At 65.0% G+C, this 14,691-nt stretch carries 22 protein-coding genes and 1 tRNA gene; 13 read left to right on the top strand and 10 right to left on the bottom strand.

All coding sequences use genetic code 11. From position 1 onward, the window contains the following. Position 1: 1 nt before the first annotated feature. A complete protein-coding gene (locus HDG33_RS15125) occupies positions 2-340 on the top strand; it encodes a multidrug efflux SMR transporter (RefSeq protein WP_184029294.1) in 339 nt (112 codons plus the stop codon). A gap of 46 nt (positions 341-386) precedes the next feature. On the opposite strand, the gene HDG33_RS15120 is transcribed toward HDG33_RS15125, so the two are convergent. Together HDG33_RS15120 and HDG33_RS15115 are read right to left on the bottom strand one after the other, a co-directional pair. Further along, positions 387-776, bottom strand: a complete 390-nt coding sequence (locus tag HDG33_RS15120) for a hypothetical protein (RefSeq protein WP_090805720.1) — start codon at positions 774-776, stop codon at positions 387-389. An 82-nt stretch (positions 777-858) separates the two neighbouring features. Then, on the bottom strand, positions 859-1,050 hold the full coding sequence (locus HDG33_RS15115) for a hypothetical protein (protein WP_184029291.1): 192 nt from the start codon (positions 1,048-1,050) through the stop codon (positions 859-861). A 290-nt stretch (positions 1,051-1,340) separates the two neighbouring features. On the opposite strand from HDG33_RS15115, the gene HDG33_RS15110 reads away from it, so the two are divergent. Both HDG33_RS15110 and HDG33_RS15105 read left to right on the top strand, forming a co-directional pair. Beyond that, positions 1,341-1,628: a hypothetical protein gene (locus tag HDG33_RS15110; RefSeq protein ID WP_184029288.1), complete on the top strand. Its 288-nt coding sequence runs from the start codon at positions 1,341-1,343 to the stop codon at positions 1,626-1,628. 197 nt (positions 1,629-1,825) lie between these two features. After that, positions 1,826-2,110 carry a DUF1488 domain-containing protein gene (locus tag HDG33_RS15105; protein ID WP_184029285.1) on the top strand — a complete coding sequence of 95 codons (285 nt, stop codon included), beginning with the start codon at positions 1,826-1,828 and terminating at the stop codon, positions 2,108-2,110. A 93-nt stretch (positions 2,111-2,203) separates the two neighbouring features. Here the strand turns inward: HDG33_RS15105 and HDG33_RS15100 are convergent, their stop codons facing one another. After that, positions 2,204-3,178 carry an NAD-dependent epimerase/dehydratase family protein gene (locus tag HDG33_RS15100; protein ID WP_184029282.1) on the bottom strand — a complete coding sequence of 325 codons (975 nt, stop codon included), beginning with the start codon at positions 3,176-3,178 and terminating at the stop codon, positions 2,204-2,206. Positions 3,179-3,322: 144 nt separating this feature from the next. Here HDG33_RS15100 and HDG33_RS15095 point away from each other — a divergent pair, with 144 nt between their 5' ends. Both HDG33_RS15095 and HDG33_RS15090 read left to right on the top strand, forming a co-directional pair. After that, on the top strand, positions 3,323-4,171 hold the full coding sequence (locus HDG33_RS15095) for a TetR/AcrR family transcriptional regulator (RefSeq protein WP_184029279.1): 849 nt from the start codon (positions 3,323-3,325) through the stop codon (positions 4,169-4,171). A gap of 46 nt (positions 4,172-4,217) precedes the next feature. Further along, positions 4,218-5,354 (top strand): enoyl-CoA hydratase/isomerase family protein, encoded by a 1,137-nt coding sequence (locus tag HDG33_RS15090; protein ID WP_184029276.1) that lies wholly within the window; start codon positions 4,218-4,220, stop codon positions 5,352-5,354. Positions 5,355-5,418: 64 nt separating this feature from the next. On the opposite strand, the gene HDG33_RS15085 is transcribed toward HDG33_RS15090, so the two are convergent. Then, the gene (locus HDG33_RS15085) at positions 5,419-5,844 is read right to left on the bottom strand and encodes a hypothetical protein (RefSeq protein WP_090805723.1); all 426 of its coding nucleotides are present in this window, start codon (positions 5,842-5,844) and stop codon (positions 5,419-5,421) included. A gap of 535 nt (positions 5,845-6,379) precedes the next feature. Between HDG33_RS15085 and ssuD the strand changes: the two genes are divergently transcribed. From ssuD to HDG33_RS15065, 4 genes are all read left to right on the top strand, one after another. Then, positions 6,380-7,540 (top strand): FMNH2-dependent alkanesulfonate monooxygenase, encoded by a 1,161-nt coding sequence (ssuD, locus tag HDG33_RS15080; protein WP_184029273.1) that lies wholly within the window; start codon positions 6,380-6,382, stop codon positions 7,538-7,540. 74 nt (positions 7,541-7,614) lie between these two features. Next, positions 7,615-8,463 carry an aliphatic sulfonate ABC transporter permease SsuC gene (gene ssuC, locus HDG33_RS15075; protein WP_184029270.1) on the top strand — a complete coding sequence of 283 codons (849 nt, stop codon included), beginning with the start codon at positions 7,615-7,617 and terminating at the stop codon, positions 8,461-8,463. Further along, positions 8,460-9,479, top strand: a complete 1,020-nt coding sequence (locus tag HDG33_RS15070; RefSeq protein ID WP_184029267.1) for an ATP-binding cassette domain-containing protein — start codon at positions 8,460-8,462, stop codon at positions 9,477-9,479. Before ssuC ends, HDG33_RS15070 begins: the two co-directional genes overlap by 4 nt. A gap of 58 nt (positions 9,480-9,537) precedes the next feature. Next, entirely contained in the window at positions 9,538-9,753 is a 216-nt protein-coding gene (locus HDG33_RS15065; RefSeq protein ID WP_008922916.1) for a molybdopterin-binding protein, read from the top strand. 35 nt (positions 9,754-9,788) lie between these two features. Here HDG33_RS15065 and HDG33_RS15060 read toward each other — a convergent pair whose 3' ends face one another. Further along, on the bottom strand, positions 9,789-10,049 hold the full coding sequence (locus HDG33_RS15060) for a hypothetical protein (RefSeq protein ID WP_184029249.1): 261 nt from the start codon (positions 10,047-10,049) through the stop codon (positions 9,789-9,791). Between the two features lie 240 nt (positions 10,050-10,289). Here HDG33_RS15060 and HDG33_RS15055 point away from each other — a divergent pair, with 240 nt between their 5' ends. Beyond that, positions 10,290-10,487: a hypothetical protein gene (locus HDG33_RS15055; protein WP_013089281.1), complete on the top strand. Its 198-nt coding sequence runs from the start codon at positions 10,290-10,292 to the stop codon at positions 10,485-10,487. Between the two features lie 147 nt (positions 10,488-10,634). Further along, on the top strand, positions 10,635-10,877 hold the full coding sequence (locus HDG33_RS15050; RefSeq protein ID WP_018418205.1) for a DUF6566 family protein: 243 nt from the start codon (positions 10,635-10,637) through the stop codon (positions 10,875-10,877). Positions 10,878-11,100: 223 nt separating this feature from the next. On the opposite strand, the gene HDG33_RS15045 is transcribed toward HDG33_RS15050, so the two are convergent. The 4 genes from HDG33_RS15045 to HDG33_RS15030 form a co-directional block, all read right to left on the bottom strand. After that, on the bottom strand, positions 11,101-11,370 hold the full coding sequence (locus HDG33_RS15045; protein ID WP_018418204.1) for a hypothetical protein: 270 nt from the start codon (positions 11,368-11,370) through the stop codon (positions 11,101-11,103). Between the two features lie 351 nt (positions 11,371-11,721). Then, positions 11,722-11,797, bottom strand: a tRNA-His gene (locus tag HDG33_RS15040). A gap of 89 nt (positions 11,798-11,886) precedes the next feature. Next, positions 11,887-12,888, bottom strand: coding sequence for a tRNA dihydrouridine(20/20a) synthase DusA (gene dusA / locus HDG33_RS15035; RefSeq protein ID WP_184029246.1), 1,002 nt, complete (start codon positions 12,886-12,888; stop codon positions 11,887-11,889). Between the two features lie 118 nt (positions 12,889-13,006). After that, positions 13,007-13,384, bottom strand: coding sequence for a hypothetical protein (locus HDG33_RS15030; protein WP_184029244.1), 378 nt, complete (start codon positions 13,382-13,384; stop codon positions 13,007-13,009). Positions 13,385-13,656: 272 nt separating this feature from the next. Between HDG33_RS15030 and HDG33_RS37305 the strand changes: the two genes are divergently transcribed. Both HDG33_RS37305 and HDG33_RS37300 read left to right on the top strand, forming a co-directional pair. After that, positions 13,657-13,947, top strand: a complete 291-nt coding sequence (locus HDG33_RS37305) for a sulfotransferase (protein WP_260330429.1) — start codon at positions 13,657-13,659, stop codon at positions 13,945-13,947. Beyond that, positions 13,944-14,066 (top strand): sulfotransferase, encoded by a 123-nt coding sequence (locus HDG33_RS37300; RefSeq protein WP_260330428.1) that lies wholly within the window; start codon positions 13,944-13,946, stop codon positions 14,064-14,066. Before HDG33_RS37305 ends, HDG33_RS37300 begins: the two co-directional genes overlap by 4 nt. Positions 14,067-14,236: 170 nt before the next feature. On the opposite strand, the gene HDG33_RS15020 is transcribed toward HDG33_RS37300, so the two are convergent. Beyond that, the gene (locus HDG33_RS15020) at positions 14,237-14,482 is read right to left on the bottom strand and encodes a hypothetical protein (RefSeq protein ID WP_018418199.1); all 246 of its coding nucleotides are present in this window, start codon (positions 14,480-14,482) and stop codon (positions 14,237-14,239) included. Positions 14,483-14,691 lie beyond the last annotated feature (209 nt).

The following is a 14,691-nucleotide window of genomic DNA, read 5'->3' as shown; positions in this document are numbered from 1 at the left end:
GATGCGCGTACCCCCGTATGCGCTGCTCGCGATCGCGATCGTCGCCGAAGTGATCGCGACTTCCGCGATGCGGGCCTCGGACGGCTTTTCACGGCTGCTGCCGTCGATGGTCGTCGTGCTCGGCTACGGCATCGCGTTCTATTGCCTGTCGTTGACGCTCCGAAGCATTCCAGTCGGCATCGTCTACGCGATCTGGTCCGGCGCGGGCATCGTGCTGATCACGCTGGTCGCGCTAGTGCTGTACCGGCAGGTACCCGACGTGCCGGCGATCATCGGGCTGGGATTGATCGTCGCTGGCGTCGCGGTGTTGAATCTCTTCACGAAGATGCAGGCGCATTGAGCGCCCGCGCCCGCCGCCGCGATTGCCGCCAGGCACGTAAATCGGCTTACTTGCAGCGCACGATCATCGAGCGGCCCTTCACGTTCGCCGACGCCACGTTCGTGACGCTGCCGCCGGCGGTTCCGCCTTCGTCGTTATCCTTCGACACGATGTCGTAGCCGGTCGCGCCGCAGGCCTTACCCGCTTGCACGTAGCACGAGGCCCAACTCGAGCCGGCGTCGGCGCCGCTGCAGTTGACCGCGAAGCCGGTCTGGCCGTTCGGCAGATTGATCAGCGTGGTCGTGTTCGACGACGCGCAGCCGCCCAGTCCCGCGGCGAGCAGCAGCGCGGCGGGCAAGGCGGCCGACAGCGACGCGCGACGCACGAGGGCAAGCGCGGCGCTGGATCGGAGGCGGTGGAATCGGCCGGCGCGTCGCGGTTGCGTCGTGAATTGCATCGTGTTGTGTCCTTTCATTCAGATAGAGGGTGTCTGCCGGGTGGGGTCGGCCGCTGTGGAGCGCGAGGGCGTGCGCCACGGCTCAGGTCATTTCGACCGTGATGCCCGCCGCGTTGAGGAGCCGCCGGGCTTCCGCGCCTTCTTCAGTGGCTGCGTCTTCCCAGATGCCGATCGCTTTCGGGATGTCGATGCCGTGACTTTCGGCGTACTCGAACCAGCGGTTCGCCGCATCCGGCTCGGGCAGTTCATGATCCTGCAGAAAATATTTTCCCATATTGCGCTCGCTGGCCTCGAAATGGCGTCGTAACAGGTACCGTGCGACAGCATGGAGCATGCCGGTATGGACCGTTCGACCAGCGCGCGCGGCTGAAGTGCGGCGCGGCTCTTTTGGCGCGGCGCGGGGGGCGCGTCTCGCGAGCAGAACTTATCGCGCTGCAACGCGCCTTATCGTTATGGGACGGGCCGCCCGCACACACCCAGTGCAGCGGCGCGCCGCATGCTGAAGCATCAGGGCGGCGCCGTTGCGACTGGCGCCAGCTCTGCAACCGCAACAGGAGGACGAAGATGGCTGAACGGGTCAGTGGCCCTTATCGCGGCTATTACATCAGCGCCGCCGCGCGCTTCGTGCCAGGGGGCAGCACGTCGGGCCCGTCGAGCGACGCGCACACCAAAGCGGACGGTACTTACGTCGGCACAGTCAGCCTCGCCGAGCTCGGCCCGGACGATCCGCACCGGATGGAAACGCTGCTCGAGCTCGGCGACCGGCAACGCTTCGACAGTGAAGAAGAGGCGCTCGCGTTCGTCGAACGGGCGGCCCGCGAGTATGTCGACCGATTGCTGGATGGGCCGTGAGCGCGTCGGCGATTTCCGTGCAAAGGGCCCGCCGATGGGCTCGCCAAGGCAGCGCGCGATGCCCTGAATCAGGCCCCCGCGCGCGCTGGACCGTGATCCGGCAGCGCGAGTACCATAGCGGGACTTGCGAGGATCGGCGGCGCGCAGGGCCTTCCGCGCAAGCTACGTTCCCGCCGCCAACTTCTGACGAGGCGACCATGAAAATCCGTTTTCCCGAAGACGCGCCTGCTTACCGCGACTCCAACCTGACCGTCGTGTTTTCCGCGCTGGTGGACGGTGAGCCGGTGCCGTGCGCGATCTCGGTGGAAGCGCTCGAGGATCATTTCGGCGCTTACAGCGAGGACCTCGACGGCTGGCTGCGCGCGTTCGATGCGGGCCGGCCGCGCATCGAGGCCGTTGCGCGTGAGCATCTGCAGATCAGTAACGGCACACCCGTGCTGCTCAAGAGTGGCCACTTTCCGCCGGGGCAGATGGCAGGCTAAGCGGACCTGCCTACGGACCGTCGGCGCCAGAGGCCGGGTGCAGGTCCATCTCTGCGGTTTTCACTTCACCTTCGCATCGCCAACGCCTTGCCGCTAATTCATGTCGCGTGCCGGCACTACCTCGCGCGCCGCTTCGAAGCACCGCCTGATCCCTTCCTGATACGACGTCTTCCTGAGCGGCCCGACCAACGTCGCCAGCGCCGAATCATCGAGCACGACCGGCTCGGTCATCAGATAGTTCATCTCGACCAACTCGCGCATCAGCGGATTGAATAGCCCGAGCACGCGCAGCATGCCCTTGCCGGCCACCATCAGCTTCGGCCCGGAGCCCGCGAGCGCGTAGGCCTCGCGAGCCACCTCGCGCTGCGTGATCGTGCCGGCGCCCGCGAGATGCCACCAGCGACCGTAGGCTTCGGGCGTGCGCGTGAGTCGTTCGACCACGGGACCGACATCCGGCAGATAGATGAATTCGTGCGGTACGTCGACGGGACCGAGCACCTGCGCGCGCTTGCCGGTAGCGGCGCCAACGAAGACACCGTGCAACAGGCTGCGCTCGACCCCCGGTCCGTAGAAATCGGGCAGTCGCAATACCAGCGTTTCGAGACCTTTCTGGCCATGCGCAGCCAGCACGAGCTTTTCCTGTTCAAGCCGCATGCGGCCCTTGAACGTGTGCGGCTCGCGCGGATGATCTTCTCGGACCGGGTTGCCGCGCGCGCGGCCATACGGATACACGGTGCCGATCAGAATGAAGCGCTCGACACCGGCGGCCGTCACGCCAGCCAGCGTTCTCTCCATCAACGGCGGGTGCTGCGCGAACTGGTCGTAGGGCACGCCGACGAGGTAGATCACGGTCTGCAGACCGGCGGCCGCGGCGCGGATCGAGGCGGGGTCGTCGGGGTTCCAGGTGACGATCTCCGCGTGCGGGTCGTCACCGAAAGTCCGTTGCAATACCTCGCGCGAGCGGCCGACCACCCGATAATCGCGGCCCGCCGCGCCAAGCGCCGTCGCGATGCTTTGACCCGCAGCGCCCGCTGCACCGAATAAACCGACCTTTCCCGTGGCTTGCATGACGACTCCCTCAGATGGCGGCGCGACATCGTCGCGCGCTCGTAGCTACTCGATTTGACAGATGAAAATTTACTGAACATTGTTCAGTAAACGATGTTCAGTTTAAATTGACTTTTCAGTTTGTCAATCTGAAAATTGCGAGTCATGGGAATCGCCGAACGAAAAAACCGTCAGAAGCAGGCACTGCGCGAACGCATCCTCGATGCCGCGCGGCGCATCGTCGTGGGCGAGGGCTTTGCCGCGCTGTCGATGCGCAAGATCGCTGACGCGATCGAATATTCGCCCGCCACGTTGTATCTGCATTTCGCGAGTCGCGACGACATCGCGCGGGCCTTGTGCGCCGAAGGCTACGCGCAGTTGCTCGCGACCTTCGTGCCGCTCGTGCAGATCGCGGACCCCGCCGAACGGCTGAAGGCGCTCGGGCGCGCGTACGTCGCATTTGGCGTCGAGCATCCTGAAACGTACCGGCTGATTTTCATGGAGGACCCGAGCTATACCGGCGCGGCGCTCAGTGGCGGGGTTGGCACTGGCAGACACGACGGCAACACGGGCGACACGAGCGCGAACGCCGGGACCGCTGGTTCAACCGCCTCCCTGGGCAACGCCGCTGGCGGCGTTGCCGACGACGACCCCGACGAGGCCGCGCTGCACATCATGATCGACGCGCTCGACGAGTTGCGAGCAGCGGGGCGTCTGTCGGCGTCGGTCGCATCGATGGAGCCGGCCGTCTGGGCCGAGGCGTTGTGGGCGAGTCTGCATGGCATCGTCGCGCTGAATCTTACGTGCCCGGTGTTTCCGAGCGTGCCGCTCGAGACGCTCGTCGGCGTAACGCTCGACGCATGGCTCGGTGTGCCGCAGGCCGTGGCGGCGGGCGCATCGAACAGCGCCGCAGTCCGCGGCAAGAAAACCGTCGCACGGCGCCACGCCAAGTCGGCCGGCTCCACGCACCCGGCCCCCGAGCTCCCCACCAAACGCAAAGCGGCAGGCCCGTGATAACGTTCCGTTCCACCTCATGCCGCGCCGCCGCGCCCAGTTCTCCATGTCCACGTCCGCCTCGCCCGCCACTAGCGACGAAATCGCGACCCACGTAGCCAACCGCATCGGTCTCATCAATCTGGAGCGGCCGAAAGCGCTGAACGCGCTGTCGACCGGCATGATCCGCGCGATCCACGCGGCGCTCGACCAGTGGCGCGAGGACCCCGAGGTGCTGGCCGTCGTCGTGCGCAGCCGGCACGAGCGCGCGTTCTGCGCGGGCGGCGACATCCGCTTCATGTACGAAGCGGCGCAAACCGGCGACCAGGAGGCGCGCGATACGTTCTTCAGCGAGGAATACCGGCTCAATCACGCGATCTTCGTGTATCCGAAGCCGTATATCGCGTTGATGAACGGCATCGTGATGGGCGGCGGCATGGGCATTTCGCAGGGCGCACATCGCACCGGCGGCCTGCGCGTCGTCACGCAATCGACGAAGATGGCGATGCCCGAAACCCGTATCGGCCTCTTTCCGGATGTCGGCGCGAGCTGGTTTCTCGCGCGCACGCCCGGCGCGATCGGCCGTTATCTGGCGGTGACCGGCGAGACGATTGGCGCGGCCGACGCGCTGTACGCGGGCCTCGCCGATGCCTACATCGACGACGCGGCGTTGCCCGCGCTCGTCGATACGTTGAGCCGCGAACCGTTCGAACGCGGTGCTGATGTGGTTGCGTGCGTCGAGCGCGAGACGCTCGCGTATCAGGTCGCGCCGCGGCCCGAGGAGAGCGCGCTCGCGAAGGCGCGAACGTTGATCGACCGGCATTTCGCGCTGCCCGACGTCGCGCGGATACTCAAGTCGCTCGAACAGGAACGCGAGCGCGGTGGCGACGCGGCGGAGTGGGCCGAGCAGACGATCGCGGTGCTGCGCGAGCGCTCGCCGCTGTCGATGGCGGTCTCGCTCGAAGTGGTCACGCGCGCGGAAGGGTCGATGGCCGACGTGCTGCGCACTGATCTCGATCTGACGCGCTCGAGCTTTCTGCGCGGCGATACGGTGGAAGGCATTCGCGCACGCATCATCGATAAGGACAACGCGCCGCGCTGGCGTTTCGCGCGCATCGAGGACGTCAACCGGGCCGATGTTGAGCAGATGTTCGACAGCCCGTGGCCGGCGAACGAACACCCGCTGGGCGCTCTGCGCGGCTGAACGCGCGGCCTCGCGAACCCGCCCGCGCGAATCTACGCGTTGCGCGAATTCATGTTCGCCGCACTTATTCCTCTGCCTCGCTCGCCATGAACGCGCGCATGAACACGAGCGCACCCCAGCCCCACATCGCGTTCGCCGTGAAGCCTACCGCGAGGCGCGGCAGCATGTTGCCGCTCGGCCAGATGCCGCGCAGCGGATCGACGACGAACACGCTCGCCGCCGTCAGCACGATGCCGCCGAATACGAACGCGGGTACCCACGGCGCGCGCCGATGCGGCGCGACGCGCAGCAGCCAGGCCATCAGCACGGCCCAGCACGCGCTCCAGATTGCGTTCGCGATGAACTCAGGCAGGCCGAGCGGCAAAAACGGCGCGGTCGAAAAGCCGCTGGGGTCGATCATGCCGGCAGCGTGCATCAGCGCCAGCGTCGATTCGCGAAAGAACAAAGAAGCCAGAAAACCGGCGACGAACGGCAGAATAATTTTTTGCATGCATTGCACCGGCAACGTACAGGCGACGCGAATCGCAAGACCTGTACCGGGTGATTGGAAACGAGCGCCATTATATCGACCGGGGTTGGGCGGCCGGGGCCGCGTGTATAAAGCGCAACAACCGTATGCGATAGAACCGGGCTAATCACGAAAGCGGAAATCCTAAGCTCAATAAAATCGTTCAAAAGCCGCGGACCGCTCCATAGACTGATTCCTCATGCAGACGGCTCGGGTGTCGCCGTCGTCCGATAAATCGAGCGCATCACGCGCACGTTGGTCGAGGAAAGCCGTCGCAATGTCGAGCCTCACGCCGAATCTCCGTTGTCGCAGGGCCCGCGCGCGGTCGTGTTCGCGGTGTCGTCCGCCAGGCGCATAGCCTTCATCGATTTGACGCAGTTGCCGATGGCCTGAGTCCATCGTCCGTTTCTCAATCCTTCAACGCGTCGCAGCGCCTTGCCGGTTGCCGGCTCGATGCGCGCGGCCGGCGCTCGCGCTCACCGTTTTCATTACGTCAGGAACAGGCAGGAGCAACCACATGAATGTGTTCTGGTTCATTCCGACTCACGGCGACAGCCGCTATCTCGGTACGTCCCAAGGCGCACGCGCAGCCGACTACGACTACTTCCGGCAGATCGCCGTCGCCGCCGACACGCTCGGCTACGAGGGCGTGCTGCTGCCGACCGGCCGCTCGTGCGAGGACGCCTGGGTCGTCGCGTCGAGCCTGATTCCCGTGACGCAGCGGCTGAAGTTCCTCGTCGCGATTCGCCCGGGGCTGTCGTCGCCGGGACTCGCCGCGCGTATGGCGGCGACGTTCGACCGGCTGTCGAACGGGCGTCTGTTGATCAACGTGGTGACGGGCGGCGACGCGGCCGAACTGGCCGGCGACGGCGTGTTCGTCGATCACGACACGCGCTACGAAATCACCGACGAATTCCTGCATATCTGGCGCAAGCTGCTCGCCGCGTCGCACAGCAACGAAGCGATCGATTTCGACGGCAAGCATTTGCGGTCGAAGGGCGGCAAGGCGCTATATCCGCCGGTGCAAAACCCGCATCCGCCGCTGTGGTTCGGCGGCTCGTCGGCGGCCGCGCACGATATCGCGGCCGAGCACATCGACACCTATCTGACGTGGGGCGAGCCGCCCGAAGCGGTCGCGAAGAAGATCGCCGACATTCGCGCACGCGCCGCGGCGCGCGGCCGGCAGATTCGCTTCGGGATCCGTCTGCACGTGATCGTGCGCGAGACCGAGGAGGAAGCGTGGGCCGCCGCCGACCAGCTGATCAGCAAGCTCGACGACGACACGGTCGCGCGTGCGCAGGCGTCGTTCGCGAAGATGGATTCGGAAGGGCAGCGCCGTATGGCCGCGCTGCACGGCGGCAAGCGCGGCGGGCGCGAGCAGCTCGAGGTCTATCCGAACCTGTGGGCGGGCGTGGGGCTCGTGCGCGGCGGCGCGGGCACCGCGCTGGTCGGCAGTCCGGAGCAGGTGGCCGCGCGTATGAAGGAGTACGCGGCGCTCGGCATCGAGACGTTCATCCTGTCGGGCTATCCGCATCTCGAGGAATCCTACCGCTTCGCCGAACTCGTGTTTCCGCTGCTGCCGCAACGCTTCAGCAAGGTTGCCAACGGGCCGTTGTCGGGGCCGTTCGGCGAAATCGTCGGCACCAGCTATCTGCCAAAGGCGGCGAGCGCGAGTTGAGCGCGCGCATAGCATGGGTCGCGCGGCTTGCGCGACACGCGCACGACGATCGACAGGCAAGGAGAAAAGCCAACATGAGTGACACCACTTTGAGCGCGGGAACGGCGGTAACCCCACAGCCCGCGTCCACGGCGCGCGCTGCCGCGCTGCGCCGTTTCGGCGCGCACCTGCTGCCGTGGCTCGCGCCGATCGCGATCCTGCTCGCGTGGGAAATCGCCGCGCGCAGCGGTGCGCTGTCGACGCGCGTGCTGCCCGAGCCGCTCGCGGTCGTGAAGGCCGCATGGTCGCTGATCCAGTCCGGCGAAATGTGGGCCGACGTGAAGGTCAGCACCTGGCGCGCGGTGTCGGGCTTCGCGATCGGCGGGGGCATCGGTCTCGTGCTCGGACTGGCGACGGGTCTCTTCAAACCCGCGGAAATCGTGCTCGATTCGACCGTACAGATGATCCGCAACGTTCCCGCGCTCGCGATGATTCCGCTCGTGATCCTGTGGTTCGGCATCGAGGAACAAGCGAAGGTGTTCCTCGTCGCGCTCGGCGTGTTCTTCCCGGTCTATGTGAACACGTTTCACGGCATCCGTTCGGTCGACGCGAACCTGATCGAGATGGCGCGCAGCTATGGCGTCAAAGGTTTCGCGCTGTACCGCCACGTGATTCTGCCGGGTGCGCTGCCGTCGATTCTGGTCGGCGTGCGTTTCGCGTTCGGTCTGATGTGGGTCACGCTGATCGTCGCCGAGACCATTTCCGCGCAATCGGGCATCGGCTACATGACGATGAACGCGCGCGAATTCCTGCGAACCGATGTGGTGGTGGTCGGCATTCTGCTGTACGCGGCGCTCGGCAAGCTCGCGGACATGCTCGCGAAGAGCCTCGAGCGCGTGTCGCTGCGCTGGCATCCGGCCTATCAGCGAGGAGCAAAAGCATGAGCGCAACGACGCTATCGACGACGTTCGGCGGTATCGCGGGCAGCGATCTCGAGACCGAACTCGCGCAGCCGCGGCTCGCGGATCACGACGCGAACGAGGCTGCGCTGGTTGAACGGGACGGGGCGGCCGGGACTCATCACGGCTCGCAAGCCGGCTTGCAACCCGCCACCGCCTTGACCCGCAGCGACGCGCGTCCCGCGAGCGACTACGCGGTGCAATTGCGCGGCGTCGGCAAGCGCTATGGCGAGCGCGAGGTGCTGTCGGGCTTCGATCTGTCGATCGAGCGGGGCAGCTTCGTCGCGATCGTCGGCCGCAGCGGTTGCGGCAAGTCGACCTTGCTGCGGCTCGTCGCGGGTCTCGAAGAAGCCAGCTCGGGCGTGCTCGAAAAGCGCGCCGGGAACGGCGGTCCGCTCGACACCCGCATCATGTTTCAGGATGCGCGTCTGTTGCCGTGGAAAAGCGTGCGGCAAAACGTGATGCTCGGCCTCGGCCGCGGCGCGCGCGACGATGCGCGCGCGGTGCTCGCCGAAGTCGGCCTGCTCGAACGCGCGAACGACTGGCCCGCGCAACTATCGGGCGGTCAGCGGCAGCGCGTCGCGCTCGCGAGGGCGCTCGTGCATCGTCCGCAATTGCTGCTGCTCGACGAGCCGCTCGGCGCGCTCGATGCGTTGACGCGCATCGAAATGCACAGGCTGATCGAAAGGCTGTGGCGCGAGCATCGCTTCACCGCGCTGCTCGTCACGCACGACGTGCACGAAGCCGTCGCGCTCGGCGACCGGATTCTGCTGATCGAGGAAGGCCGCATCGCGCTCGATCAGCCGGTCGCGCTCGCACGTCCGCGCGCGCGGGCGTCGGCGGGCTTCGCCGCACTCGAAGACCACGTGCTGCAGCGCGTGCTGAGAAACGCGCCGAACGACGACACGCTGGCGCATCGCGCGTATCAGCCCTATGACCCGTATGGCTTGCCCGAACCCGGTCGTCTCACGCGGCCGACCGAAGTGCGCTGGGCCGTCTGAGTTTTCCTGGCAAATCGATCCGATTCCGTTATCAACTGCTTCTGTGGAGTTATCTGAAATGAGCATTTCCGCCATCAACGTGCGCAATCAGTTCAAAGGCAAGGTCAAGGAAATCATCCGCGGCTCGGTGGTGTCCGAGGTCGACGTAGAGACGCCGTTCGGCATCGTCACGTCGGTGATCACGACGCGCTCGGTCGACGAACTCGAACTGAAAGTCGGCTCGGAGGTGGTCGCGCTCGTGAAGTCGACCGAGGTGTCGATCGCGCGGCTTTGATGACGCTCCGCCCATGCGAGCGGCGTGCGCAGCGGCTATTTCGCGTTTGCGCCGCTTGCGGGCGGCTCGTGCGACATGTGGTCGTTGGTCGGCTTCGCCGGCCGCTTGATCGGCATGTTGTCCGGGTTGCTCGAACTGCCGGCGCCCGATGCCGCCTCGGGCGGTTTGGCCATCGGCGCATGGCTGTCCGGCGGCGCGCTCGGCGCCGTCTGCGCGACGGCGCTCGCGCCGCTCGCGTAGAGCGCCGCCAGCACGGCTGCGGTGGCCGTCAACGTGGCCCAATTGCCTCGCTTCATGTCGTTCTCCTTCGATGTCGCGTGCCATCTGCAGACACGCGGCTGTGTGCACGATTAGCTAGTAGCAGGCCGCGTTCCGGGGCCGCTGCTGGCGCGTTGAGGCGTGCTCCTAACGGTCACGCCGGTTTCAGACGCCGATTGCCAGGCTCGACGCTCCAGGGAGCGGCTCGTCAGGCGCGCACACCTGCATCCGCCGATGAAACTTGCTACGATGAATTGAGCATTCCGACGGAGACGGCCATGTCGAAGTCCTTGAGTCCTGAAGCGGTCGAAGCGTTGCGGCGTCTGAACGACGTCGGCGTCGGACAGACGGCGCCCGAAGTCGCGCAGTCCGTTGCGGCGGAGTTGCTGGCATGCGACCTGGTTGCCGAAGCGGGCAGTGGTGGGGTCGAAATCAACTGCAACGGCCGGCAGTATCTTTCCGGCGATTGCAACTGATCCGCTGATCGGCGGCCGGCCGCACGGCCGGTGTGTAGAGCGAGGCGGCGCGTCGCGGGTGAGTCGCGAGCGGGTGATTGGCCAGCGCGACCCCAGCTGGACGCGCGTGTCCGCCTACCCGCGATCAGCGAAACCACGGAGACGAGCATGGAGCCGAAGGGCGTCGACATGGGCGACTATCAGGCGCGCTATGGCGACTACGACATCGAGGTGGCGGTGGAACAGGTACTGACCGGCGTCAAGGCGCATTTCCGGGTGCTGCGCGACGATTCGACGGTGGTCGACTGGCAGCTCGTGCATATCGATAGCTTGTGGTCCACCGAGCATGCGGCCGCCGAGGCGGCTTTTCGCGCGGCGCGCGAATTGATCGATGCGGGGCTGGCGAGTTAGACGCGGATAGCCGCGTCGCGACAGAATGGGACGCCGTGTTCGGATGAGGCAAGGAAGCGGCAGGCGCACGAAACGACGGTTGCAAACCGAACGCTACCCGGGCAATGTACCGGGTACCACGGCTGCCGTAAATGCAACTGGGCGCCGGCATCGATACTGCATGCGCGGCGCCCAGTTTGATCGCTGCCTTCAGAGGCAGCGATCTGACGGTCCTGCTGGCGGCTTAGTGGCCGAAGAACACCGATTGCGGACCCGACGTGGGTTCGCTGCGCGTGCCCGATTGCGTCGACACGCTATTCACGCCGCCGTATGCATTCGATTGCGCGTTGGCGCGTTCAGCAGCGACGGTCTGCGCGTTCTGGCCTTGTTGCGAAGCCGGCGCGCCAACGGACGGACGGTAGTACGGTGCCGGACCATAGCCGCTCGCGAAAGCGGGAGCGGCGATCGAGGCGGAAGCGGCAACCAGCAGGGCGGCGATAAACTTGGTCTTCATGGTAGGACTCCGATAACGTTTCGACTGCATTTCAGGAAGATGTTGCAGGAGCCAGTGAACCAGGTGTCTGCAACGTCGATGGAAGCCAGTGTATACCCCTACTATTGAAAATTTGTGCCGATAATCTGAAATTACTATTCCCGACGAAGAAACAATCGTTCAGACGTACGCGCCGCAAGGCGGACCGGTGAACCGGCCCTATTGGCCAAGCGGTTTTTGAGAGGCGGGAGAAGGCGGGAAGGGGTGATTGCGGGGCGGAAAACCGCACAGACATCGTGGAAAACGCAGAAGGCCGTCAGCAAAACAAAAACGGCGTTGTGATTGCTCACAACGCCGTTTGCTTGAATTCTGTGGGGTGGCTGATGGGACTCGAACCCACGACGACAGGAATCACAATCCTGGACTCTACCAACTGAGCTACAGCCACCACTAACATCCGCCCGACTTGCTCTAAAAACCTGTCTCGCCGACGAAGAAACGAGATTATAGGGACTAGATTGTGGTTTGCCTAGTCCGTTATTCAAAAATTTCGATGGGCTCGCGCAGATGCTGTCTTGCTTCGTCGAAGATGGTCAGATCACGGGCCGCAAGTCGCTTGCTGTCGGACAAAACTCGACGCCAACCACGCGCACCCGCTTCGCCGCGATACAGCCCAAGCGCATGGCGCGTGATCGCGCCGAGATAGGTGCCGCGCGCCATTTCGGTCGCGCAATACTCGATCAGTTTCGCTTCGACCTGCTCGCGCGTCAGCGGCGCCTGCGCAGAGCCGTAGAAGCGCGCGTCGACATCGGCGAGCAGGTAGGGGTTGTGATACGCCTCGCGCCCGAGCATCACGCCGTCGACGTGCTGAAGATGCGCGTCGACTTCGTCGAGCGTCTTGATACCGCCATTGATGACGATTTCCAGCTGCGGAAAATCGCGCTTCAACTGATACGCGTAGTCGTACTTGAGCGGCGGAATCTCGCGGTTTTCCTTCGGGCTGAGGCCCTTCAAGATCGCGTTGCGCGCATGAACGATAAAGACCTCACAGCCGGCTTGCGCGATCGTGCCGACAAAATCGCGGACGAAGCCGTATTCCTCGACCGTATCGACGCCGATGCGGTGCTTGACCGTGACTGGCACCGATACGACGTCGCGCATCGCCTTCACGCAATCGGCGACGAGTTGCGGCTCGTTCATCAGGCATGCGCCGAACGCGCCGCGTTGCACGCGCTCGGATGGGCAGCCGCAATTCAGGTTGATTTCGTCATAGCCCCATTGCTCGCCGAGCTTGGCCGAACGCGCGAGATCGTCGGGCTCGCTGCCGCCGAGTTGCAGCGCGACTGGCGCTTCGTCGGGCGTGAATGCGAGATGACGCGGCACGTCGCCGTGCAGCAGCGCGCCGGTCGTCACCATTTCCGTGTAAAGCCAGGTATGGCGCGAAATCATTCGATGCAGCGAGCGGCAATGGCGATCCGTCCAGTCCATCATCGGGGCAACGGACACGCGGCGGGGGCTGGGAGTGCGAGGTAAAGACATGGAGCGGCCAGGCGGCTTGAATCAAAACAATAATTTTACCGCAAGGCCAGAAACCGCCGGGCGCGCCGGAGCCATATCGCGACAGAGGCGGGCACCGGTTTGTCAATGGCTCAATGCCTCAATGCCCATGCCCATGTCCCCCCATCCCGCCACCACTGCTCCACGAGCTGCCGCCGCCGTGCATGCCGCCGTATCCGCCACCGTGCCATCCGCCGTGCCCGCCACCGCCGTGCCATCCGCCGTGCCCGCCGTGCCAGCCGCCGCCATGCCATCCACCGCGCCCGTGCCAATACCCATGTCCGTAATAGCAGCACGACCCTCCGAAACCGCCATAGATACCAACCGAGCCGTACGCCGGTCCGTAGTAAGGCGGTCCATACGCGTAGGGATAGTAGGGTTGCGCGTAGCCGTAGTCCGCAGGCGGCGCGACGACGCATCCAGTGATGCTCGCTGCCGCGGCCGCTAGCAGCGTCATCGATGCAATGAGCCTGGTCACGATTTTCTCCTTCACGTAAACCTCAGAAAAGCCGCGCGCAACGGAGTTCAGCCGCGTTTGTGTCCGAGCGTTACCGGCGCCGGCGCGGCGGTGCGCGCTCGGGGCTTCGACCACGCGAGCCGTTGCCGCGACGCTCGACCGTTTCGCCAATCTTCTCGCGTATTACCGAGCGGCGTTGCGGTAACACTTCGTTAACGATCTGATACGTTACTGAAGGGCGTGGCTGCTAACTTCCATCGGACGATTCGTCGTTTAAGTCGGAAGCGATTCGCTTGCCCGCCCCGTTCGATCATCTGCTCAAAGGCAACGTGCTGTATCGCCACGGCATGCGCGACAACGAGGCGGAATCGCCTGGCCCGCTCGCGCGCTTTGCCGACAAATACCCGTTCAACTTCATCAACGTCGGCCTCATTCATCTCGCGCTGCCGAACGCGCGCATCAATCATGGCCGCCGCTCGCGATTACAGACCTGTCTATCGATTTTCTCGCGCATTTTCACGACGTGGCGTTCGGCTGCCACCTCGGCGAGCTGGGCCGCTGTCAGCGCGCGTACGATGCGTTGATAACGCACTGGCGGCGCGTTCTACACGCGGGCGTGATGATCGAGATCGAGCACGAGGAGCTGGTCGACGCTTGCGAAGCGAACGTGCGTCGCATGCTCGCGCATTGCGGGCTCGAGTGAGACGAACGTTGCCTCGCATTTCTCGAGGCGATGCGGCGCGTCAGTACCGCGAGTTCCGCACCGATGCGCCGACCGTTGTATCGAACGTCGATGCGGCGCTGGCAGCCGCGAGGCGAATTGCGTGAACCGCTATGGGAAGGTCTCGGCCCCGACCTGACGGCGGCCGACGCTCAACGCGCGATCACCGATACGTGATGCAGCCACGGGTACACGCCGGCAATGAACGCCGCGTAGATCGCGGCCATCGTTACGCCGGCGGCCGTGCCCCAGATGTCGCGCGAGGCCGCGCCCTGGCGAAAATGCACAGGCAGTCCGACCACGACGTAGCCGATCACGAAGAACAGGATGACCGCGCGCACCGGCGACAGATCGTGGCCGATGAATTCGAGCAACGCCGACAGGCTGAATTGCGACATGGACATGCAGGGAGTCACGAAGGCGGGGGATCGCACGGCGCCGGAACACATCGAAATTGTTCAGCGAATGACGACTGATCCGCTTCACTCCCGACGTTTCACAGCGCGACGACCTATGCCGATTTAAGGCCACGCAAACGCGATCCGCAAGAAAAAACCTGTATGAATTTGTACTGTCCTACATTGCTTGCAGTTTGCCTGCGCCGCGA

The organism is Paraburkholderia sp. Cpub6 (assembly GCF_014201065.1).
GTDB lineage: Bacteria > Pseudomonadota > Gammaproteobacteria > Burkholderiales > Burkholderiaceae > Paraburkholderia > Paraburkholderia tuberum.
Note: the sequence above shows the minus strand (reverse complement) of the source record. Positions and strands in the feature narration are given on the sequence as shown.